Annotated in this window: 14 protein-coding genes and 1 tRNA gene; 10 read left to right on the top strand and 5 right to left on the bottom strand. The window is 37.7% G+C overall.

Annotated features, from left to right (window positions below; all coding sequences use genetic code 11):
• Window positions 1-555: 555 nt before the first annotated feature.
• The 4 genes from NMG86_RS06285 to NMG86_RS06270 all read right to left on the bottom strand — a co-directional run bounded on the left by NMG86_RS06285 (window position 556) and on the right by NMG86_RS06270 (window position 9939).
• Window positions 556-3648 (bottom strand): type ISP restriction/modification enzyme, encoded by a 3093-nt coding sequence (locus NMG86_RS06285; protein ID WP_026797257.1) that lies wholly within the window; start codon window positions 3646-3648, stop codon window positions 556-558.
• A 226-nt stretch (window positions 3649-3874) separates the two neighbouring features.
• Window positions 3875-6106 (bottom strand): hypothetical protein, encoded by a 2232-nt coding sequence (locus NMG86_RS06280; protein ID WP_026797256.1) that lies wholly within the window; start codon window positions 6104-6106, stop codon window positions 3875-3877.
• A 155-nt stretch (window positions 6107-6261) separates the two neighbouring features.
• Complete coding sequence (locus NMG86_RS06275; RefSeq protein ID WP_026794341.1) at window positions 6262-8139, bottom strand: GtrA family protein; 1878 nt, start codon at window positions 8137-8139, stop codon at window positions 6262-6264.
• A gap of 45 nt (window positions 8140-8184) precedes the next feature.
• A complete protein-coding gene (locus NMG86_RS06270) occupies window positions 8185-9939 on the bottom strand; it encodes a hypothetical protein (protein ID WP_043939663.1) in 1755 nt (584 codons plus the stop codon).
• Window positions 9940-10193: 254 nt separating this feature from the next.
• Between NMG86_RS06270 and glmM the strand changes: the two genes are divergently transcribed.
• The 6 genes from glmM (at window position 10194) to NMG86_RS06240 (ending at window position 17956) form a co-directional block, all read left to right on the top strand.
• Window positions 10194-11669, top strand: a complete 1476-nt coding sequence (gene glmM, locus NMG86_RS06265) for a phosphoglucosamine mutase (protein ID WP_026797254.1) — start codon at window positions 10194-10196, stop codon at window positions 11667-11669.
• A 145-nt stretch (window positions 11670-11814) separates the two neighbouring features.
• Window positions 11815-13428, top strand: coding sequence for a hormogonium polysaccharide biosynthesis protein HpsL (gene hpsL / locus NMG86_RS06260; RefSeq protein ID WP_026797253.1), 1614 nt, complete (start codon window positions 11815-11817; stop codon window positions 13426-13428).
• 16 nt (window positions 13429-13444) lie between these two features.
• Window positions 13445-14554 (top strand): acyltransferase family protein, encoded by a 1110-nt coding sequence (locus tag NMG86_RS06255; protein ID WP_026789127.1) that lies wholly within the window; start codon window positions 13445-13447, stop codon window positions 14552-14554.
• A gap of 35 nt (window positions 14555-14589) precedes the next feature.
• Window positions 14590-15576 carry a hormogonium polysaccharide biosynthesis glycosyltransferase HpsN gene (gene hpsN, locus NMG86_RS06250; RefSeq protein WP_026789126.1) on the top strand — a complete coding sequence of 329 codons (987 nt, stop codon included), beginning with the start codon at window positions 14590-14592 and terminating at the stop codon, window positions 15574-15576.
• Window positions 15577-15772: 196 nt separating this feature from the next.
• Window positions 15773-16945: a hormogonium polysaccharide biosynthesis glycosyltransferase HpsO gene (gene hpsO, locus NMG86_RS06245; protein ID WP_026797252.1), complete on the top strand. Its 1173-nt coding sequence runs from the start codon at window positions 15773-15775 to the stop codon at window positions 16943-16945.
• Between the two features lie 937 nt (window positions 16946-17882).
• Window positions 17883-17956 (top strand) — tRNA-Val (locus NMG86_RS06240).
• Between the two features lie 53 nt (window positions 17957-18009).
• On the opposite strand, the gene NMG86_RS06235 is transcribed toward NMG86_RS06240, so the two are convergent.
• A complete protein-coding gene (locus NMG86_RS06235) occupies window positions 18010-18654 on the bottom strand; it encodes an N-acetyltransferase (protein ID WP_026789124.1) in 645 nt (214 codons plus the stop codon).
• A 234-nt stretch (window positions 18655-18888) separates the two neighbouring features.
• On the opposite strand from NMG86_RS06235, the gene NMG86_RS06230 reads away from it, so the two are divergent.
• The 4 genes from NMG86_RS06230 (at window position 18889) to NMG86_RS06215 (ending at window position 25090) form a co-directional block, all read left to right on the top strand.
• Complete coding sequence (locus NMG86_RS06230; RefSeq protein ID WP_026794347.1) at window positions 18889-20070, top strand: RtcB family protein; 1182 nt, start codon at window positions 18889-18891, stop codon at window positions 20068-20070.
• A 93-nt stretch (window positions 20071-20163) separates the two neighbouring features.
• Entirely contained in the window at window positions 20164-21189 is a 1026-nt protein-coding gene (locus NMG86_RS06225; RefSeq protein ID WP_052338652.1) for an SAM hydrolase/SAM-dependent halogenase family protein, read from the top strand.
• Between the two features lie 139 nt (window positions 21190-21328).
• Window positions 21329-21634 (top strand): YkvA family protein, encoded by a 306-nt coding sequence (locus NMG86_RS06220; RefSeq protein WP_026789122.1) that lies wholly within the window; start codon window positions 21329-21331, stop codon window positions 21632-21634.
• 219 nt (window positions 21635-21853) lie between these two features.
• Window positions 21854-25090, top strand: a complete 3237-nt coding sequence (locus tag NMG86_RS06215; RefSeq protein WP_237747589.1) for a response regulator — start codon at window positions 21854-21856, stop codon at window positions 25088-25090.
• The last annotated feature ends 64 nt before the right edge of the window (window positions 25091-25154 follow it).

Raw genomic sequence — 25154 nt, 5'->3', positions numbered from 1 at the left:
TTCTAGTATAGAGCAATTTGGGCAGATTCACCACTCACGATCACAAAATATCATCCACAAGAACCGTTAGCCGTCCTAACCAATGTACCACCAACGGCATAAACCGCATCAAAACCAATCCGTTTCCCCCAAATTAGCAAATCGCTTTTATTAATATAAAAGAAGCGATCGCTCTCTATTTTAACTCACCGCGACTCCAACATTTCCTCAACTGTCAAGCCAATATCAATTGCAATCTGCCGAAGCAATCTAGGTGATATATGACTAAGAATTCGCGCTCTATATCTATTGGTAATTAAAGAGTGATTACTCCTCCTTTCTATCTGATTTTCTTCTAGGATACGATAAAATAGAGAGTAAGAAAACTTGGGCAAAATCACCCGACGAACAAAACTTCTAACGTTTGAACCAGCTTCAGGATATAGCATGAGGAAGTTTACTGTCTCTTTGACTTCTCCTAAAAACTCTACCCAAGCCCAGGTTTTTGTTCCTCGTAATAAGCGGTGGAATCAATTAAAAATAATAAAAGTAGTAAGCCCTTTAGGGCTTTCTCCATCAAACTAATCCCAAATCGGGCAAACTATCAACAATTTTAACGGTTTCTAAACTAACAGTGATCACTTGACCAATTAACCGAACAATATATTGTTCATCATCTAAACGGTTAGGATCATTAACAATTCCACTACGTTTATCAATTTTAACTTGATATTGATCAATTATCCAATCTAACCCAGAACGATTTCCTAAACGATATTGAAAAACTTCGGGAGGAATACCGCTTAAGGTGAGAAATTCATTATAAATTATTTGGGTTTTATCTTTATTGAGTTTCATTTTTTCCACTCGCCAATCTAAGGGAACTTCATCATTTTCAATGAATTTAAGGCTATATTCGGGTTGTTGTTCATAGTTAAGATGCAGGTCTGCTAATTGTTTTCCCGCATCAGCAAAACCGCGAAAATCTGGCGCGTAGGGAATGCGAGGAAGTTCCCGTTTGAGGTTGGCGGCGTAGCGTTCTCGATAGGTGGGATGATGCAAAAGGCTATAGGTATAATAGAAGATATCCCATTTTGTAATAGTCGGATCTTGGTAATAGTTTCGGAATTGTTCGAGTGACCAGTCGGTAATATTTTCTTTTCGGTTTGTTCCGTCTTTGTCGTAGGTGTAGAAGGGGAAACATTGAGCTTTTTCAAAAGCAAAGTCTAAAGCAATAATAAATTTACTGATAAAACAACCAAATCCTTTTCTATCACCAACGCCAGCAATAGAAATAATAAAATTTTCTTTTTCAGTTTCAGGTGTAGGGAATATTAAAGGAAATTTACCTGGGCTGTCATTTAAACCATCCGCAAAATAAAGATGAGAATTTACGAATGGACGATAAAGTGATCGCCTTGTTCTAGTTTGAGAAAATTCTAGGTACTTCCCTGTTTTTAAATCTTTTTTTAAATCTCTGCTCCAGCTAATTTTATGATCATCACAAATTACAAAATTATCTACGTCAACTGATTTATCGCTGCGATCTTGCCATTTCCTAACCTGTTCGTTATAAGTGGAAATCATGCGTTGAATATTGCTTACCAATTCATCAGAATTAAAATTATATGCCCAAGTATCTCGATTTGTACTAACTCCTAAACTAAATATCTTAAAAATTATTCCATCATCATTATTTTTAGAAAGTTTAGCTTCTTTATTTCCTAAAGTAATAAATATATCAAAATCATTTTCTAATCCTTCAGTTAACCAATTGTTCTTTTTATCAGGGTCTATTAATTGCCAGTTAATAGTATCCCATTGCTGGTGTTGGTTTAAATAATTAAACTTTTCTTCCTTTCTCAAAAATTCACCAACACTAGCATAATAAATTTTAGTAGCCTTAGATTCATTAAATCTATTTGTTCTAATAAAAATGTTAATACTGACTCCGACTTTAATATCAAAAACATTATGAATACTTTTTGAAGGATCTGTATTTGTTCTGATATTACCACCTAAATCAATAAGATAAATTAAATCAAAATCTTTCTCTAAATGTTGTCTCATACCATCAAAAGCAAGAGCATTAATAAAACTATTATTAGTTACAAAAGAAACTATTCCTTCATCTCCTATTCTATCTGATGCCCAGCGAATTGCTTTAACATAAGGATCAGAAAGGGAATTTTTATTCGTTGCTTTTGAATCTTTAGAATAAGTTGCAGCAACCCGATCATCAATTCCGGTTTTATCTTTATTCGTATATTTTAGATTTTTATTATTATCATTTTCATTAACCTGCCAAGCATTATAAGGCGGATTTCCAATAATCACAAAAATCGGTGAACTTCTTTGACGGTGAACTCTGGCGGTATTTTCAGGCGTAAATAAAGATAACTGTTGCACCTGTTGGTCAGAAAAAGTATCAACTAAACAAATACCTTCAAAAGCTTTATAACCTCCCGTTGCTTCAAAATATTGGTGTTCAATATTCATTGAAGCAATATAATAAGGTAATAACATCACCTCATTGCAGTGTAATTCCTGTTCATATTTATAGGGAAGGGCAGTTTTTTTAATTTCCTGCATCACCCGTAAAATAAAATTACCCGTCCCCACAAAGGGATCAAGAATATGCACTCCCTTATCATTTAACGACTTGCCAAACTCTTTTTGTAAAATATCCTCAACACTTTTCACCATAAAATTAACAATGGGTTGCGGTGTGTAAACAATTCCGTGAGTATCCGCAACTTTAACCGCAAACCCTTGAAAGAATTTCTCATAAACCGTATTCAGAAAATGCTGTTTATCGCTAAACTCATCAATGGTTTGAGCCGCATCTTCCAAAGCGCGATAAAAATAATCAACTTCCCCTAAAAAATGATCTCGACTAAAAGATTTAGACGTTAACGCTTGAATTACCTTTTCAATTTCTACCGCAATAATATTACGACGGGTGAAATCGGGATTATTAAAAATTTGTCTAAAAATTCGTTCTGTTAGCAAATGTTGAATTAACATTTCTTCCACCGCAGCTTCAGAAAGATTCGGGTTAATTGCTTGACGGCAAATTTCCGTAAATTCACTAAAAGATTGAATGAATTTCGGGTTAATTTTGCGTTGGGTTTCAATTAAATCAATCAGTTTACCCGATAAATCTTTAACCCGTCCGCCAAATTCTGCCGCCGCTATTTCCCATTGGGCAATTTCCGGGGTGCGATATTCAAAAAATAACTTTAAAGTATCTACTAAAATCTGCGGTTTTGTGATATCTTGATCACAGATTTGTTTTCCCCCTTGCCATAAAATTACTCGTTCAGGAGATTGAAAAATAATATTTTCTTTAGGATAACCTAACGCAAACTTTTGTTTAACTTCTCGCTCTAATTTGTCTTGACTATCTTTCGCTTCCCAAACGCCATATCTAATACTTCCATCCCGAACTAAAGCACCATCAACCCGAATACTTTTACCGTTGGGTAATTTAATTTGTTTTTCAGGAATCAAGGTTAACTCAAATTGCGGACAACAGGCTTTTAACAGGTCTGCAAAGGCGTCTTTAACCGCTAATTCGTGGGAAACTCCCAATTTTGCAAACTGTTGTAAAGCGTCATAATAAGCTCTAATGGGTTTATGGGTGGGTTTCAGGTTTAGGGTCGCCATAGGAAACAATCTTTCAGATTTTCTCTGTTAATTATGTCATATTAAACTCAATAAAATGTTTAATTTAATAAAAATTATTTTATTGAGTAAGAGTGCGCTGAAGCGCAACAACTTATTTCCTGGGGGTAAAATTGCCGTAGTAAGCTCTTCATGGCTTTCTCCATTAAGGTAATCCCAAATTAATAAAAATTATTTGAAAGAGTGCGCTCAAGCGCAACAACGGGGGTTAGGAGAGAATTTCTAAATTGAAACCTTTTCCAATTTGAGTAAGTTGATTTTTTTTAGAGTCATAACTCCAGACTTTCATTTGATTATTTCCTGGGGGTAAAATTGCTGTTGGAACTCGAATTATCCAGCCGGATTTTTCATATTTAGGATTAGATAAAACTTGGACTACATCGGGTCTAGGAATATTAACTTGACCAACAGCAATCAGTTGATTTTTTTTCCCTAAACTTAAATAAACTGCATCCGCAGGTTGGGAAGATTCAGGAAGAATTGACCAACCACCAATGGATAAATTATCACTTTGATGAATAGGTTGGGTAGGAAGGGATTCTATATTACCATTTAAAGATTGAGTTTGAGTTAATTTTAATGGTTGATTATTACGTTTCCAAAACCAATGGGATTCAACGGTTTTATAGGGTCGATAGGTGGTTAAAACATTCTGATAAATTAAAGACGCAGATTCGGATTTTAAAATCTCATCCCAAGGATTTTGATACCAGATTTCATTGGTTAATAATAAAATATTGGGTTTGGTTTCATTCAGTTGTTGAATTACTTGCTGTTGAGCAACCGTAGGTTTAGCATAGAGAACATAACCATATTTGGAACAGGATGGTTTATCAAATAAATAATACCATAATCCTTCGGAGGTTAAGGTGAAAAAGCAAGATTGTTGCTCGATTTCGGGTTTAAGAGTGTTCCATGCTTCTAAATAATCTGGTTTTAAAAGTTTGGAGTCGGGAGTGGATAAAAATGTAGGGAGTTGAGTTATTTTTTCCATCCCTTTCACCAGATTAAAACCGGGTTCTGATAAAATAATTACAATCAAGAGAAGAACGGTTAAACTTTGTTGAATTGGATTTATATTAAGTTGGGATAATTGCGGCTCTATTTGATGTTTATATCCCAGATAAATTAGGTAAATAACTAAAAATGTGGTAATTAATGCGCCATGATAGGCGTGTCCGATGTCACTTCTATCAAGGGTAATTCTCATGTAAACGGATGCAGGAGTTAAGAGTAGAATAATTAGAGTATTTTTTTGAACAAAGGGACGGAGTTTTAATTCTTGATTTTTAAAGTCTAAAATTAGATAAACTAAAACCGCACTTTGAAAAAACATTGATAACCAAAAGGTTTGGGAAGTCCAGCTTAATTCTAAGGGGGGAAGGGGAATAAAAGAAATATAGCGTCCATATTTTCCCCAATATAGAACTTGAGAGATAATGGCATTAATTTGTTCAAAACCCAGGAATATTATACTAATAATAGTAACAGAAATAATACCAATTAACGTTCCTCTAAGCCAAATAATTGTGGTTTTTTTATCAAGAAATAATGATAGAATAGAAGCACAAAGATAAACGGCAATAAAATAAATAGCTCGGTCATAGATATAGAAAAAACTACTGGGAATTGAAGCTCCAATTAACACCGATAACCATTGGGCTTGCTTGGGTTGACTTTCCGCTATTCTAAAAAATCGTAAGGTTAAAGCTAATTGAATAATGAAACTGGTTCCCCGGCGGCCATCGAATTTATAGAAAATTCCATCAAAAACACAAAAAATAATACAAGAAATTAAGAATATTTTTAATCTATTTTTATTGATTTCTGCCAGATTAATTAATTCCCACAATATCCAAAAATAGCCTAAACAGGTAATTACATTTTCTAGGTTTACGAATAACCGAGTTAAGGCGATGCCATTATTTTGAGTAGCGAGATTTTTGGCTAACCAACTGGGAAGAACATCTACGCCATATCCATGAATTAAAATGGTATCAATAAAGGGTTGTTTGAGTTGTATAAAGTTAGGTAAAAATCCTAAAAATTCCCCTTCATGGAAAGAATCAATTAAGGTTGAATTAATTCTAAATTGGTTAAAGGGAGTATTAATTAACCAAGTTAGTAATAGAATAGAACTAATTACTATCCAAGTATAACGATGGTTAATAACCCTTAAAATTATTCTCAGGGGTTTTTGATTTAGGTTTAAAACCAGAGTCGCAATTAACGGGGGAGTTAGGAGTAAAATAATATATTTGAGATAGTCTGTATAGGGACTAATATTATTAATACTGGCTAAAGAAATTACCCCAGTTTGATTATTTCCAAAGGGAATTTTAATCGAATTAACGAAAGGAATCAGAATCAACCAAGTGGCTAAAGTTATCACAAAAATAGTGGTTAAATTCACTTTAGCCTGTTGTTTTTGTTCAGACATTTTTAAGAAGGGAACAGGGAACAGAGAACAGGGAACAGGTAGGAAAAGTTGAATATTTTATCGTAGGGGTTGGGTCTCCCAACCCTCTTTGCGCCTGGGTTTGGAAACCAAACCCCTACAGGTTTTTATCACAAATCCTACACGGATTGCTATAGTTAAGATTGCAGTTCAGAAACTTGATTATTTGATTGATTTGAGGATGAGAAGGAATACAACTTATGTCCGGTAAAACTAATCGTGGCGACACAAGCAGCACTGGCTAAACGAGATATAGTTGGATGCCATCCCAATTCATTAATTAACAGTTGTAATAACCCTAAATTGGCTAACAAACTGTTTAAAGCAACCGTCGCAAACACGCCATATTGAACAAACCAGTTTTTCCAATAAATTCCAAATACAAAGCGACGACTGAGCCAAAAGTTGGTACTTAATCCGATAAAATAACTAATTCCTAATGCAAAAACATACCATAATCCTGAATGAATGAGAATAGAAAAAATCAGAACATCGACAATAGTAGCCGCGCCACCCGTGAATAAATAACCGCCAAATTCTCGTAAGGTTTTTAAGGTTTGGCGACGTCGGGATAGACGAGTATTTGTGGCTGCGGTTGTGGCGGCTTCTGCGTGAGCTTCTTCCACATATTCGCTATCACTATTAACATTCCAGAGGTTATGTTTCCCAGGAGTTAGAACGTTCTCCGCCGCAAAAATTCCCATTAATAAACTATGGTCTTGATTATTATACTTAAATGCACCATAACGTCCGACTAATTGCAAGTTTTGGAAGGTTTGTAAATAGCCTTGAATTTCCGATAAAGCAGCTTGATAATTTCCTGCATAGATAGGATAAGTTCGGGGTAAACGAACAATAAATCCATCGGAAACCGCTTGATTTTTTAATAACCCAATTTTGCGTAGGTCTTTTTCAGCTAATATTCTCAATTCATCTTCTGGACATTGCCATAAATCATCGCCAAAATTGCACCAATATTCACAACAAAGGGGAGTTTGTTCAGTATTAGCTAACATTTCTGGCGACCAGTTGGCGAAATTTGTCACCCGTCCAACTTCAACTCTGGGGTCATTAATATATAACCAATTATCGGGAAAAAGATTGCCACCTTCTACAATTAAATAGACTAAAATTGTATTTCTAAATTTCAGAGACTTAGCAGCATCTATAACTTTTTCAGGGGGAGAAGATTGCAATTGTTGAACAAAATGGGTCAAAGGAATAGAAGAAATTAATCCCCCACAAGCCACGGTATTTTCCGCTTTTGTAATGCGGTTTCTCAGGGTGATATGGGAAACTTGAGAATTGTGATGATGAACTTGAATAACTTCCGTATTTAATAAAATCGGTTGTTGATGTTGTTGTAAATAGTCGGCGATTTTTTCATAGAGTTGACCCGAACCCAAACGGGGAAATTGAAACTGGTCTATGAGGTTTTTAACTTTCCCATCATTGCCTAAAATAGCATTTTTAATGGCTTTTGATAACGATAATCCTTTAATGCGTTGGGCGGCCCAGTCAGGACTAATTTCTGTACAAGGAATACCCCATAATTTCTCGGTGTAACCTTCAAAAAATATTTCTGATAGTCGTTTGCCAAATTTATTTTCTACCCATTCAGCAAAATTATTAGTTTGGGGTTTAGGAAATAATCTAACAGCTAAATAGGATAGCACAATTCTTAAACTTTCAATTAATCCTAATGCGGATAAAACTTGTTTGGCTTTTAAGGGATAACTAAAATATTTTCCCCCATAATAAATCCGAGTTAAACGATTAACTGTAACTTGTTCATCCCCTAAAACTTCATCCCAAAGTTGCAAAACTGGAGCAATTTTTGTATAAAATCTATGGGGGCCATAATCTAAGATAAAGCCTTGATATTCTATACTTTTGGCTAATCCTCCGACCTGACCATCCCGCTCAACCACAACCACGGACTGACCTTGCTTGGTTAAAGTATAAGCCGCCGCGAGTCCGGCTGGGCCAGCACCTAAAATATAAATTGGTTCCATCACACCTAATATTATCGTTTGATAAATTGTTTCTATAATACAAGATTAATCGGATAATTTAACAAACTCCCCCGACGAATACAATAATAAATCCTGAAAACGGTTAGGATTGTTGAGGGTTAGGGTGTAGCTTTGGGGTTGTACATCACTAACTTGATAGTCTTTAGTGACTAATGTATTTTTGGGGGTGGGAAAAAATAGGGTTTGGGGATTGGATAATTGAAATTGATATTGATTCGGTTTTAGGGTATTAATAGTAATTTTATCGGTGGGTTCTCGTAGGGTATTCATTATTACCAATAAAATATTGTTGGTATAAAATCTCACGGTTTCAAAGGGTTTATCCGTTGATTTCTGCTCAAATTGAACGTTAAAACGATTATCAAGGTCAAAAAGATGGAGTCCTTGAATTAATCCGGTTCTGTATAGATAAGCTCCTCTAAAGTTATCAGGAACACTGGTAATAATCGGGGATTCTATGGGTGTTTTTTGCATACTGGTTAATAAACTTTGGGAGAGTTCTCCAGCGAATTTCCAGTTTTGGTTAACTGAATGCAGGGATAATCCTAAACTAACTAATATAATTGAGGATAGGATTAAACAGAGTTGAAAATTACTGACCAAAATTGTGATAATTAATGCTATATAAATAGACATAAAACTTGAAGCCCAATATAAATAACGTTCTCCTTGACTATCAAAGGGAGAGACGGAAACATTAATCGCGGGTAACACACAAATCCAAAATCCTACAATAATTAAAAGTAAGGTTTGAGGAATTTGAGATTTTAGTTGATGTTTATAGTAACCTAAAATTAGAGCAAATATGGATATTAAAACTAAACCTATAAAAGTTAAAATCCAGAAGGTTAAACTAGAGTTGAATTGTCCAGTTAAAACGCTTCGTGTTGGATAAATAATTAAGTTATATAAAATTTGTATAGGATTAAATTTAAGATGAATGCCTTCTCCATAACCTCCAACTAAGGTTCCTAATTTTAGATATCGCCAAACAAAATAAAATCCCAAAACTGCTATATATAGTAAACAATTAATTAAAGGTTTTTTGATGGTTTTGGGCTTTGCTTGCGAATATTGATAGAGTTCATAGGCTATAATTAAACCTGGAAAACTAACAATAGATTCTTTACATAATAAGGCGGCTAAAAAAGCAGTTAAGGAGATAAGGGTTTTACCCCCCCTAACCCCCCCTTGGTAATGGGGGGAATTGGAAGGAGTTTTAGTTCCTGGTTGGTAAGGGGGGGAACTGGAAGGAGTCAGGTTAGGATAATTAATTGGTATTAAATAGATGGAAAAGGATAGTAAGGCGAAAAAAGTGGCGATAACGTCTGTTCGGGCGGAAATCCAAGAAACGGCTTCGGAATGGGAAGGTAATAATAGAAAAATAAATCCAGCAAAATAGGGAATAAACCGTTTTAATTTTAAATCTAATCTTAAATTTAAACTGAATAAAAATGCTATACTTCCCACTAAAAAAGAATTAGCTAAATGAAAGCCAAAATTTGTCAAATGATAGCCAAAATGATTCAAACCCCAGATTTTATAGTCTAAAAAACTAATTAATCCCAATAGAGGCCGAAAAAATAACGATTGACCATGTTGTTGATTAAACCATAACCCAAAAGGCCCTAATTTTGACAATAGCGCAATTAAAACAAAATCATCCGAGAGAAAAAAACTATTCAGGATATTAGAATAAGCAATAAATCCAGTTAGGGCAATAATTACGATTAAAATAATTGAATAAAAAGATATTTTTGGAAAAGATTTTATTTTCATTACCGTGTTAAAATTTAGATAACCCGATGCAAAGTAAGTTTTTTAAGTATCTTGTTTTGGGGCCATCCTGTCAAGGGATTGATTTTCCATAATTGATTTAAACTTAAAAAAATAGACCGAGAACGGATAATATAAAATCAGTCAATTTTCACCCTCGTAATTTACATCACCTTGGTTAAGATATTTGACCTATGTTCCTGACGTGCTATGCTCCACATTGAGTGTGTGAATATATATTAAGAGGAGTGAATTTTATGGTCGCAACACCCGCTCGGACTCAGAACTTTAGTTCCCCGCAAAAAGAAGCTAACACCGCCCAACCTCGAACCATATCCCATTTCGGCTTTATTGATCAAGTTGGGGAACTCCCCACTACCCCCCTATTTGGAACCGATGGTATCCGGGGACGGGTGGGCGGACTCCTGAATGCGCCTCTGGCTTTACAAGTGGGGTTCTGGGCGGGCCAAGTTCTCCGACAGCAAGCCCACCATCCTGGCCCAGTCATATTAGGCCAAGATACCCGTACCTCCGGCAATATGTTAGCCATGGCCCTCTCCGCCGGATTAATTGCTGCGGGGTTGGAAGTTTGGCATATTGGGGTCTGTCCCACCCCTGGAGTTTCCTATTTAACCCTAACCTCCGAGGCTATTGGTGGAGTGATGATTTCCGCCAGCCATAACCCCCCGGAAGACAACGGAATCAAGTTTTTTGGAAAAGATGGTACAAAATTATCCACCGCCTTACAAGGGCAAATAGAGGCGGGAATTAGAGGAAATTCCGATTTTCCGATTATTTATAGCGAGTGTGGCCAACACTATTATCGGCCAGAACTGATTAGAAATTATGCCCAATCTCTACATAGGCCATTACTCCCAGTCACGAATTTACAAGGGATGCGGGTGGTTTTAGATTTGGCATGGGGGGCGGCAGTTCCCTTGGCGGCCCAAGTCTTTACAGAAATGGGGGCGGAGGTGATTTGTCTCCATGATCAACCCAATGGCCATCAAATCAATGTAAATTGTGGTTCTACCCATCTACAAGCCCTACAACAGACGGTTTTGGAACACAATGCCGATCTCGGATTTGCCTTTGATGGGGATGCAGATCGGGTTTTAGCCGTCGATGGCCAAGGTCGGACGGTAGACGGAGATTATATTCTATATTTTTGGGGCCAAACCCTCAGCAAAGCGGGACAATTACCGGAAAATTTAATTATTTCAACGGTAATGGCCAATCTGGGTTTTGAACGGGCTTGGAAACAGTTCGGGGGTAAAATGATTCGGACTCCCGTAGGCGACCAGCACGTTCACGCGGAAATGAAACGGACGGGGGCGATGTTAGGGGGTGAACAGTCGGGACATATTCTCTGTCACCATTATGGAATTAGTGGGGATGGGTTAATGACGGCATTACATTTGGCCACATTAGTTAAAAGTTCCGGTCAGTCTCTAGCGGAATTAGTTAATAATAGTTTTCAAACCTATCCCCAACTGTTAAAAAATATCCGGGTTGAGGACGTTCATAAACGGCGCAATTGGAAACACTGTGAACCTATTGTTAAAGCTATTGAAACCGCAGAAAAAGCCATGGGAGATCGGGGTCGAATTTTAGTTAGGGCGTCGGGAACAGAACCTTTAATTCGGGTAATGGTAGAAGCTGAAGGTGCTGATTTAGCTGACTATTGGGCAGAACAGTTAGTATCAGTAGTTCAGCAATATTTAGCCGTTTAACAGTTGATATTATTTTAAATAAATGATTTATCGCTGGCGAGAAAAGGTTCAATTGAATCCCTATCTCCCAGCGATTTATTTATCTTTTTTTTAACAGCCCCTTAAAACTTGATCTATAATGGGGCTAAATTCACGCCCTGTTCCCATGGTTACAAAAGCTAAAAAAAAGCGAAAAACCACTAAAAAAAAGTCGAAATCTAAGAAACCAACTTTAAGTAAAACAGAAATAAAACTTCGCCAAAAGCAACGGTCAAAAGCGATTAAGAAAGTTATATCTTCATCGTCAGGAATTATTGCTGCTGCTGCCGTTATTGGCGCGATTTTATTTGTTGTTGCTGGCCCGAAATTAGCGATCGCCGGGGGAGGAGGAATTTTAATTGTAGGCCTATCCTATCTTTACCCTGACATGGCATTATGGGGATTTTTAATTTATTTACCATTTAGTGGCACAGTCACCTACTGGATTGGTGGCGGCAGCCCGATTTTTCAACTAGCTAAAGATGGCTTTTATTTTCCCGCCTTATTTGCCAAATATAAGGAATGGAAAAGCAAGCGAATGCCGATGATTGTTCCCAAAGGATTAAAGCAACCTTTGATGGTACTTCTCGCCATTTGTGGGTTAACTTTATTGTTAGTAAATGGATTGCAACAACTCAAACCCGCAGGAGACAAACCGATTTTACTTGGACTAATGGGGTTAAAATCTTTCATTGGATACCTGCCCTTAATTACCTGTGCCTACTATCAAATTAAAGGCAAAAAAGAACTATTATTTTTAACTCGTTTAACCCTGGTTTTAGCCATAATTTGTTGTGTTTTAGGAGTCATTCAATATCAAATGCTGGCCAGTGGCCGTTGCAAAGGAACCGATCATTTAGTCGGAGATGATTTATTCAAAGCCACTCTGGATGCTAAATGTTTAGTGGGCGGGTCTTTAGTTTTTAGTCCCTCTCAAAATATGATTCGTTTACCCGGAACCTTTGTCGCACCTTGGCAATGGGCTTGGTTTTTAATTGCTAATGCCTTTTTTACCTTTGCGAGTGCTTTTAGTGACCCTTCTCCCCTCTGGCGAATGACAGGTTTAGTCGGAATGGCACTGGTATTTGTAAATGCTGTAATTTCCGGTCAACGAATTGCCTTAGCATTAGTTCCCGTTGTGACGATTATTCTATTAATATTAACCGGACAAGTTGCCAACTTAAAACGATTTCTTCCCATCCTCGCCGGACTTGGTTTAATATTAGGAATTGCAATGGCAGCCAGCCCGGCATTTTTACAAGAACGAGTCGATAGCTTTGTCGGTCGTTGGAATGCTTCCCCCCCCAGCGATTTCATCTCAGAACAGTTTGGACAAAGTAGCGGAGGGCAAAAAGGGATTTTAGGAAAAGGAGTGGGACGAGCCACAAATGCCGCTCGGATTTTTGGGAAAACCGCTTTAATTGAAACCTACTATCCCAAACTAATTTTTGAAATTGGGCCAATTGGAGTCGGAGGTTTTCTCTATTTAGTTACTACCATGGTCGTGATTGGGTTTAAATCCTATCGTTCCGTTAAAGATAAAAATTTACGCAGTTTTGGGGCATCTTTTTGGGTTTTTGTGTTAATCATTAGCTACAATACCTATTATTACCCCCTAGATGTTGATCCGGTTACGGTTTATTATTGGTATTTTGCCGGGGTACTGTTTAAACTACCCGAAATTGATCGGGAAGAACGCAAAAAATTGATCGAAGCAGGTGAACTAGATCCAGAAATATAAATGAGGATATCTTTTCATGTCTAGTACAGTAAATCCATCTCAAAAACAGCGTTTAGATTGGATTGATCAAACTAAAGGTTTAGCGATTCTAGGAATTATTTTCTTTCACTTTTTTCAGAATTATCCCGACAAACTTCCTTTGGTTTCTATCTTAGGTCGAAATGGCGCAAAAATTGGTTATGCAGCCGTTGATATCTTTTTTATAATGGCAGGATTTAACACCAGCTATATTCTCGCTGCTGCGGCTCAAAAGTATAATTTACCGGAAATTACCACAAACTGGAAATCTTGGCTCCTGAAACGATTAGATAGAATTTATCCCACTTACTTTTTAGCTGTCGTTTGTAGTTTATTGCTATATTTTATTTTCGGATATCAATACAGGATTAAATCTTCTCTTGAATTTATTCTCAGTTTCCTCGGGTTAGCAGGTTATCAATGGCAATCAATCAACCCGGGATTTTGGTTTTTTACTGTTATTTTACAATTGTATCTGCTCACACCTTTAATTTTTTTAAGTTGTAAAAGTAGACCAAAATTAATTTTAATTCTAGGAATTATTATTGGAATTATTACCAAAATTTTTGGTTTTTATTTGTTAGAAGCTCAATCTAAATGGTTTGGCTTTTTCTTGGGAAATAATATATTTCTAAGTTACTTTTTTCAATATAGCATAGGACTATATTGGGGAATTATTTACTATCGAAATCAAAATCGCTTTAGAACTCATGATTTCACCTATTCAGCCCTCGCCTTTGGCCTAGGATTAATTTTATATATTTATCTAGCCTTGACGAAAGTTGATATTGTTTATATGCTAGGATTTGATATCCTCTTTACTCCCCTAATGTTTTTAGGATGTTACAGGTTGTTTGAATGGTTAAAACAATACAAAGGATATTTATTCTATGGATTAACCCTGTTATCATTAATGGGAATTTATTCTTATCAGATTTATCTGATTCATCAGCCACTTTTCTTTGTTATTCTTCCTGTTTTCAATCATTCTCTAAGCATAAATCCCTATCTAAAAATTATAATTTCCATCATCGGAATTAGCATCTTACTCAGTATCTATTTAATAGGATTTATTCATTTAGAAAAATTGATCAGAAAAACAATTTGAAAGAGATTAAAACCTTCATTTTAGAAAAAAAACTTATGAATTTACCGCTAATTTCTGTAATCATTCCCACCTATAACCGTGAACAAGTATTACGGGAAACCTTAGCAGAAGTATTACAACAAACCTATCCCAATTTTGAAGTTTTAGTAGTCGATCAAACCCCAACCCATGAACCCGAAACCCAAACCTATTTAGAACAGTTAACCCAAGCTGGAAAAATTAAATGGTATCGTTTAGAATGGGCAAGTTTACCAGGTGCCAGAAATTATGCTGTTCGACGTTCTCAAGGAGATATTCTATTATTTATTGATGATGATGTGCAACTTCCCGAAGGATTTTTAATGGCCCATGCTCGTAATTATATCCCAGGAGAAACCGCCGCACCAGAGAAAATTGGAGCCGTTGCGGGACGAGTTTTTGATCGGATGAAATTAAGCGATTCTGGCGGAGGATTAACCATTGAAAACTTACCTCCCGAAGCTCAAGATCCTGGTATTGCTTGGTATCATCTTGATTTAGTTCATACGATTAAACCCCAACAAGTTATTTCCGCCAGAGGATGTAATATGTCCTTCCGGCGAGAAATTTTTGAACAATTTGGTTTAACCTTTGATGAACGATTTAAAGGTAGTGCAGTTCGAGAAGAATCGGATTTTTGTTTAAGAATAAGACAAACAGGTTATATTATTTGGTATGATCCAGAAGCCCATTTAATTCATCTAGGAGAAGAAGCCGGAGGCTGTCATGATATGAGTACCCGTTCTGTACAATATCAGATTACCTTCTACCATAATCACTTCTTTATGGGGTTAAAAAACCTAACTCCAGGTCAATGTTTTCGCTTTTTTGCTAAACTATTTGATTGTCACGTTTTAGGACATCCTCCCTGCAATAAAAGTGGTTCTCCCCTCAAAATTATTAGTCGTTTATTCTTCTATAAATTAGGCTTAATTAAAGCCCTAGGAACCTGGATCACCTCCCTTTGGGATCAAGGACAAATCTACACCCAACAAGACCCTTAACCCGTTGTTGCGCTTAAGCGCAAATCTTATAAGAGGGGCTAAAGCCCAACAACAGTAAAATGTTTAATAGTTTGTCTGCTTAAGCGCAAATCTTATAAGAGGGGCTAAAGCCCAACAACAAGCCCAACAACAAGCCCAACAACAAGCCCAACAACAAGCCCAACAACAGTAAAAACATTAAAAATGCAAAAAACCTATGAAAATTATAGTAGCCAGCCACACCTATATTGTTGACTTAAACCGAGAAAAATTTAGAGCTTTAGCCCGTTTACAACCCAATATAGAAGTAACAATAGTTGTTCCTAAACGTTGGCGACCCGGAGGAGTTCAGAATAAAATTATTGAATCCCAATATTTAGATGAAGGTAACTTTAAAGTAGTTCCTATTTATAATTTTAGTCAAAATAATCAAGGTTTACTTACCTTTGGTTGGGATTTAGTTTCTCTGCTAAAAACCTTTAAACCTGATATAATTCAAGTGGAACAGGGTTCTAAAGCCCTAACCTATAGTCAATTTATCACCTTAAATAATCTTTTAGGTTTAAAAGCAAAAAACATCTTTTTTACTTGGTGGAATTTACCTTATGATTTAAAATTTCCCGTTTCTCTCCTAGAAGGATATAACCTGAAATATACCGATGGAATTGTAGTGGGAAATCAAGATGGCAAAGATATTTTACGCCAAAAAGGATATAATAAACCGATTGAAGTTATGCCCCAATTAGGCATTGATGAACAATTATTTAAACCCGAACCTCAACCGGAACTAAAAGCCGAATTAGGGATTAAACCCGATGAATTTGTCGTTGGATTTGTGGGGCGTTTTGTTGAGGAAAAAGGGTTAATAACTTTAGCCAAAGCCTTAGCAGGATTAAAAGAATATCCTTGGAAATGGGTATTATTAGGTCGAGGAGAATTGCGATCGCAACTCCTAGAAATAGCCGAAAAATTTGAATTTAAAGATAGATTAATATTAATCGAAAGTGTTCCCCATGATCAAGTACAACGCTATATTAACCTGATGAATACCCTAGTTTTACCATCCGAAACCACCTACAAATTTAAAACCTTAACCGCCGCCGGATGGAAAGAACAATTTGGTCATGTTTTAATCGAAGCTATGGCCTGTCAAGTTCCCGTAATTGGCTCCGACTCCGGTGAAATTCCCCACGTTATTGCTGATACTGGATTAATATTTCCAGAAGGAAATGATCAAGCCTTACAAAACAGTTTAAAACAGTTAATGACAAATCCAGAATTAGCAAAACAGTTAGGAGAAAAAGGTTATCAAAGAGCCATGACCCAATACACCAATAGGGCACTCGCTCAAGAATTGTTAATTTTTTATCAACAATTACTTGATCGCTGATGTCAATTGATCTTTTCTGCGAGGCTCAGGTAAAATCGCTGTAATGCTGATTCTGTTGTTGGTAGCCTCGCTATCCCTCTGGGTATGGGTTCTAGGGTTTTGATTAATCGGTAGGGATTTTTAAATCCCGTGAAACGATTGCGTGGCTTTAGCCATAGTGATATAATCAAAACAAAGCAAGTAAGAATAACCATCTGCGTGTTGAACCATCCTAGTGCGGAGTAATCCCGGCAACGGACATATCCGACTCGATTCGGAATAGTTAAAGGGCAAATAATGGCAGGATGTTGAGCGTACCTAACTGGCGTTGTGATGGACTCGGAAAGCGAAAAAAATCAAAGTAAGCGCAATTGCAATACCTGTCGTACTGGTAGTTGTTTTGAGCGTGTAGGGTGTCTTGATAGCACCATTGAAACGGTTCACAGATCTTCAAGAATCCCCCGGCTTCAGACGTGGGGAGTATCAAGTATGGGTTTAAAATGGGAGGACTCCCTACTCGTTAGGGAAATTAATTGATTGGAAACGCCATAGCCTCCGCGTTACTGCAAGGATCACCGTAACTTCCACTCCCTACTCGTTAGGGAAATTAATTGATTGGAAACGCCATAGCAGTTTTGCCAGCCCACGGCCCTACAGCAACTCCCTACTCGTTAGGGAAATTAATTGATTGGAAACTCGTTGAAATAGATGGGGGGGGGTGGAGTTTTCTTTCTTCAAAAATTTTCATCAACCCCTTTAATCAATCGCTATTTAACGATTAATTATCCACTTAAATTAGAGCAAATAGACAAACTAAAAACTGGGTTAGATGGCTTTAGACCGTTTTCAAATAAACGACCAGCTAAAACCCATCTGCTCTTGTGATTACCCACGCAGAAAAAAAGATCTGGAAAAAGCTTGCATGATCTGGGTGGTTGTGCTACATTAATAAATTGTCGGACGCATAGCTCAGTTGGTTAGAGCACCACGTTGACATCGTGGGGGTCGGTGGTTCGAGTCCACTTGTGTCCATTAATTTAAAACTCCTCGGATTCCTGCACAGTATGGATTCTCTCTGTCGAGTGTCAAATCAAAGCAATATTATCCTGAATATCCTCAATCCAATTAAAAATAGGTTGATCGGGATGCAGATGATAAACTTCTATATATAACTCTCTAACTAACTTTTGAATAACCTTTTTTTGGATATTTTCTGAATTATTATCATCAATAATCATCAAGAGCATTTCTGTAGTTTTAGTTCCATCTAAAGCAGGAAAAATATAAATAATATCTTGTAATTCTTTTGCACCCAACCGTTTATAAAAAGCAATTCTACGCTGCTTTAATTCTCTATTATCTCCAAAATCAGGATGTTCAACTTCTAAGACTAAGGTTTTTGACTCTTTTTTAACTAAATCTATCAGATAATTTAAAAATTGAGAACCGATTTTAATATTTCTCAAATGGGGGACTGTTGCTAAATAAGCTAATAAGATAAAATTGGAATCAGGAAGGGGATATAAAATTGATATTAAAGCTAATTCTTGTTGAAAATAACCCAACCAGAGTTGAGTTTTTTGAGTTAAAACTCCTTCCCGTATCCAAGGTATCGGAATTTGTCCTGGAGATGGGAATGTTTGTTCATAAAGTGCGATCGCGCTTTCAAAATCAGGGTGATCAAGATGCTGAATTTGCTTAAATTCAATTTGAGAATTAGTTGGGTACATAGGATATTTAGGTTTAACTTAATTCTAGGATTGAATATATTATGACTACTAGGGGGCGGGTTTATAAAAGTTATTGGTGGGAAACGAAAATTATTACAGAACCCGCCCCTACAGAAACCCGGTTTCTAGTTTACTTAACTGAACCCTACCATAAATCCGCACACCTCTTGACAATATACTACAGATGTAATATGATTGATATAAATTGATATTTAGATAGCCCATAAAATCCTTATGCCTTACGAAACGTTAAATCTTTCTAGCCCTAAACCCGTCCTATCTTGGGCGAATCACGATTTAGGTTCAGCAGAAACCAAAATGGCGAAAAACGTCGCTTCTTTGCCCTTTGTATTCAAGCACGTTGCTTTAATGCCCGATGTTCACTTAGGAAAAGGGGCATTAGTAGGTTCTGTAATTGCGACAAAAGAAGCCATTATTCCGGCGGCTGTGGGGGTTGATATTGGTTGCGGAATGTGTGCGATCAAATTACCGTTTATTGCTGAACAAATGGAGGGAAAACTAAAGAAAATTCGCCAGGAAATTGAAGCCGCAATTCCGGTGGGTTTTGATCAAAATAAACATATTGAAAAAGCCGTCACTAATTGGCAAGGATGGCGAGAATTTAAAGACCTGCATTCCAAGGTTCAAAACTTAGAATCAAAAGCGATTAAACAAATGGGTTCTTTAGGGGGAGGAAATCATTTTATTGAACTGTGTTTAGATGAAGAAAACAACGTTTGGTTAATGTTGCATTCCGGTTCTCGACATATTGGAAATATGTTAGCCCAGAACCATATTGACACAGCAAAAAACCTGGCAAAATTAGCAGAACTCAAACTTCCTGATCCTGATTTAGCTTATTTTGTATCAGGAACTCCCGAATTTGTAGCCTATTGGAATGATTTACAATGGGCGCAACATTACGCCAAATTCAACCGAGATATTATGATGGCACGGTTTAAACGAATTGTAGAAACAGCCGTGGCGGGAGGGAAACCAACTAAAGCCTTATTAGAGGTTAATTGTCATCATAATTATTCTGAAAAAGAAGTACATTTTGGCGAGGAAGTTTATGTGACTCGTAAAGGTGCTGTCCGCGCGGCAGAACAGGATTATGGGATTATTCCTGGTTCCATGGGGGCGAAATCTTTTATTGTGAAAGGGAAGGGAAATCATGATAGTTACTGTAGCTGTTCGCATGGCTCGGGGCGCTTAATGTCTCGAAGTAAAGCTAAAAAAACCTTTACTTTGGATGATTTAATTCAACAAACTGAAGGAGTTGAATGTCGCAAAGATACAGGAATTATTGATGAAATTCCGGGGGCTTATAAATCCATTGATGAAGTTATGAAACAACAATCAGATTTAGTTGAAGTTGTGGCTACTTTGAAACAAATTCTCTGTGTCAAAGGGTAACAATGGAATGGATAATAACTTAATCCTCGTAGGGGCGAGGTCTTCTCGCCCTCTAATATAATTTTTGATTTTTATTAATTAATAATACTGATGATGAAACAAGATCATAAAATTATCACACTGTTAACGGATTTTGGGTTAAAAGATATTTATGTAGCAGTCATGAAAGGGGTGATTTATCAAATTAATCCTAAAATTAATATTATTGATTTAACCCATGATATCCCGCCTCAAAATATTGCTGCGGGGCGATTTAATTTACTGAATGCCTATCCCTATTTTCCTGAAAAAACCGTTCATATTGCGGTGGTTGATCCAGAAGTAGGAACCAAAAGAAGGGCGATCGCAATTCAATTTAATAACAATTATTTGGTGGGGCCAGATAATGGATTATTGACGGGAATATTAGAACCTTTTTTAACTTGTGAAATGGAGGCGATAAATCTCAATAACAATATGGAGGAGATAAATCTCAATAACAATATGGAGGCGATAAATCGCAACAACAATATGGAGGCGATAAATCGCAACAACAATATGGAGGCGATAAATCGCAACAACGTGATTGCAGTTGAATTAAATTATCCTGAATATTGGCGTACTGCTAAACCTAGTACAACCTTTCATGGTCGAGATATTTTTGCTTCGGTTGGGGCGCATTTAGCTTCTGGTGTTCCCCTAGAAAAACTGGGAACTATAATTGATCATAAAACTTTAGTTAGGTTATCTTTACCGCCTTGTCAAGTCCATGATTTAAAAATACAGGGATGTATTCAATATATTGATGGATTTGGAAATTTAGTCACCAATATTCCGGGGGAAATAGTAGCTAATAAATATTGGTATGTGGCGATTAGTAAAGAAAAAAATAATAAACGTAAAAAATCGCGGAAAAATAAACACAAGAAATCTAAAAAAAACCTCAATTCCCAACAGCAAATTCTTTCCGGTTCATCCTACCTGATTGGTGCGGGTCAAACCTACGGCGATGTTCCCTTGGGTCACTTTGTCGCCTTAGTGGGTTCCCATGGTTGGGTAGAAATCGCATTGAATGGGGGAAATGCTCAACAAAAATTAAAGGTTGATTGGGGCACAAGGGTACAAACCCTGTTTACCTAGGATAGAACAGTTGAACGTCCAAGGATTACGGAAACAGCAGGGGTGGAACATCCCTACAACCATACAGGGTTTTCTACACTTCTCAATCCCCATAGAATTTGTCATCTTAGATACAGGTAGGCAATATTAGGACTGTAAAATGAAAAATCTGATTCAATCTTTTTATAATTGGTATCGTGTGACGCTACGGAATACAAAATATCGTTGGGTTGTAATTTTAGGAAGTTTAATTTACTTGGTGAGTCCCCTGGATATTTCTCCTGACTTTCTACCGATTGTCGGATGGTTAGATGATGGGATTATTGCTACAATTTTAGTTACCGAAGTATCTCAATTACTGGTTGAAGGGTTAAACCGTCGCAAACAAACCCAGAAGGCGACCGAGGTGAATCCAGTTGATGCAATGGGTCATAATCAAACCGTTGTGGATGTTTCCGTTAGCTAAATAGGGTTGCAATCACTGATCGGATTTCCTGATTATAATATAAATCTAAAAATGCAGTAGAGATAGATAATTGATGATCTCTACTGCATTTTTTATCAGTTTTTGATCTTTATAAATTTTAGATAAAAAAAATAAGTCTATCTTTAGGTAGATGCTAAGGTTAACACAATATCTGGTAAATTGCATCTAATGATTCATGATTTTTACATTATTTTATCAATGTTAAAGATCAACAAGCAGTATAGTTTACGATTACTCAAATTGGTTAATACCCTCGTTGATTTTTCCAGTATTGAAGCCGAACGAATTCAAGCGGTCTATGAACCTACGGATTTAGCCACTTTAACAATTGAACTGGCCAGTATGTTTCGTTCGAGCATCGAACGGGCGGGAATACAGTTGATTATAGACTGTCCGCCCCTACCCGAACCTATTTATATAGATCGAGAAGTGTGGGAAAAAATAGTAATGAATCTTTTTTCTAATGCTCTTAAATTTACATTTAAAGGTGAAATCATACTTTCTCTGCGCTGGGTCACAAATGGTATTGAATTAGAAGTACAGGATACCGGAATCACCACGGCAACCTATTTAGATGAAGTCAAGAGTTGGTCTGCGGAAACCAATGTTGTGGTTCAGGTTCAGCAGATGCCCCCCCCCCAATTACCCCTTCCCCAGATATTGTTAGTGGATGATAATCCGGATCTGTGCAATTATATTCAGCGTTTACTGAGTCAAAAATATCAGATAAAATCGGTGAATAGTGGGTTAGCCGCATTAGAGAGCATTCGGGAACAAAAACCCGATTTAGTGATTACCGATGTGATTATGCCGGAATTGAACGGCTTGGAACTGCTACAAATTCTGCGCCACGATCCTGACACCCAAAGGATTCCAATTATTCTGCTCTCAGCCCGGGCGGAGGAAAATGCCAGGATTGAAGGCCTAGAAGCGAAAGCCGATGACTATCTGATTAAACCCTTTTCTGCCCGGGAACTCCTGGCTCGTGTCCAGTCGATTTTGGAAATGACCCAACTCCGCCAAGAAGCCACAATTCGAGAACAGGAATTAATCAACACCAAAGCCCGGGTGACTGATATTCTCGAAAGCATTACCGATGGCTTTTTGTCCTTAGACCATCAGTGGCGATTAACTTATGTGAATGGAGCATCGGAACGGCTCTCTGGTAAAACCCGAGAGGAATTGTTAGGGGGTAATTTTTGGGATATTTATTCTCATTTAATGGGCTTTGAAGGTGAGGAGAAACTGCGTCAGGTAATCCAAACTCAGGTGGCTGATAATTTTGAAACCTGTTTGGCTCAAGACAACCTCTGGTATGAAGTTCATGTCTACCCCTATGAAAAGGGTTTAGCCATTTATTGGCGAGATATTACCAAACGCAAACAGGCAGAAATAACTTTACTCAAAAGCGAAGAACGATTACGGGTTGCCCTGAAAAGTGCGCCAATTACCTTATTTAATCAGGATCAAACCCTCCGCTACACCTGGGTTCATAATCCCACCCTCAACCAATCCGATCAGGAGATTATCGATAACACGGATTTTGAGTTGTTCCCCGAGGCGGGAGTCGCTCGACTGACTCAACTCAAACGCCGGGTGCTGGAAACCGGGATCGGGACGCGGGAGGAAGTTCCTATTTTCGCCGACGGACAGCAATACTGTTTTGATTTAACCATTGAACCCCTACACAATCCTAACCATGAAATTATCGGGATTACTTGTGCGGCTGTTGATATTTCCGACTACAAACGCATAGAGTTAGCCCTGCGCCAAAGTGAAGCCCAGGCAAGGGCAAGGACTGAGGAGTTGAAAACTTTTATGGAAACCGTTCCAGCCGCGGTCTGGATTGCCCATGACCCCCAATGCCACCAGATGACGGCGAACTGGGCAGCCCATGAATTGGTGCAGTTAGCCTCGGGATCGTTGGTGACGGCGACCCCCGAGGATGGCTCCTATCCCTTTGAGTTCAAGATTCAACGCCAGGGCCAAGATATTCCTCCAGAAGATTTGCCCATGCAGCAAGCGGGACGGACGGGAGAAAATATTGAATCGGAATTTGAGTTTGTTTTTGAAAATGGGGAAGTTCGTTCTATTTATGGTCGGGCCGTACCGTTGCGAGATGAAGCAGGGGAGATTCGGGGGGTAATTGGGGCGTTTTTGGATGTCAGCGATCGCAAACGAGTCGAACAGGAACGAGAACAACTCTTAATCAGGGAACAGGCCGCCCGGGAGCAAGCCGAAATGACCAACCGGATTAAGGATGAGTTTCTCACGGTTTTATCCCATGAATTGCGATCGCCCTTGAATCCGATTTTGGGTTGGACAAAACTCCTACAAACTCGTAAATTCGATTCCCAAGGCACAGCCCAAGCCTTAGAAACCATCGAACGGAATGCTAAACTCCAAACCCAACTGATTGAGGATTTATTAGATATTTCTCGAATGTTGCGAGGAAACATGGTCTTACATAAACAACCCGTCAATTTAATTACAATCATCACCTCGGTAATAGAAACTTTTAAATTAGCTGCTGAAGCCAAAGGCATTCAAGTCAGATTTGAAATCGCTCAAAATTCTGGTTTCTCCTCCCTTTTAATCTATGTTTTGGGGGATGAAACCCGACTGCAACAGATTATCTGGAATCTATTATCTAATGGAATTAAATTTACTCCCCCCGGAGGCATTGTCGAGATTTATTTAAAATCTGGGGAAGATCACGTCCAAATTCAGGTCAAAGACACCGGAATTGGTATTAATCCTCAGTTTTTACCCTATGTCTTTGACTATTTTCGTCAACAGGATGGCACAAATACCCGCAAATTTGGGGGTTTGGGACTGGGACTCGCCATTGTCCGACACCTAACGGAATTACATGGAGGAACAGTCAGCGCCAACAGTTTAGGCGAAAATTTAGGGGCTGCGTTTTCGGTGCAGTTACCCTTAATGAAATCTGTAGAGACGTGCCATGGTACACCTCTACAACCTCAAAATCCAGTAGAGACGTGCCATGGCACTTCTCTACAACCTCAAAATCCAGAGATCAACTCCATTAATTTAACTGGCTTGCGAGTTTTAGCCATTGATGATCAAGCCGAGACTCGGACTCTAATTGGATCGATCTTAACCCAGGCCGGAGCCCAAGTAAAAATGGCAAGCTCCGCTCAGGAAGCACTCTTGATGATTCAAGAGTTTTCCCCCGATGTCTTAGTCTCAGATATAGCGATGCCGGACATGGAGGCCTATATATTTAGAGATGAGGTCAGAAACACATCATCAATTCCCGTGATCGGATTAACCACAAATCCAGAAGAAACCAACGCCTCTCTCACTAGGGACACCAGATTTCAAATCCACTTAGCTAAACCCATTGTGGCTGATGAATTAGTCGCTTGTGTTGCCACTTTAACCCATCGCCTTCGCAACTCCGTGATTTGATCAAGATCTGTTAGCATCAAATGACTATTATCCAGAGTGTAGAAAACTTTACTTACACAATCGT

The sequence above is a fragment of the Planktothrix rubescens CCAP 1459/22 genome (assembly GCA_904830895.1).
Lineage (GTDB): Bacteria > Cyanobacteriota > Cyanobacteriia > Cyanobacteriales > Microcoleaceae > Planktothrix > Planktothrix agardhii.
Note: the sequence above shows the minus strand (reverse complement) of the source record. Positions and strands in the feature narration are given on the sequence as shown.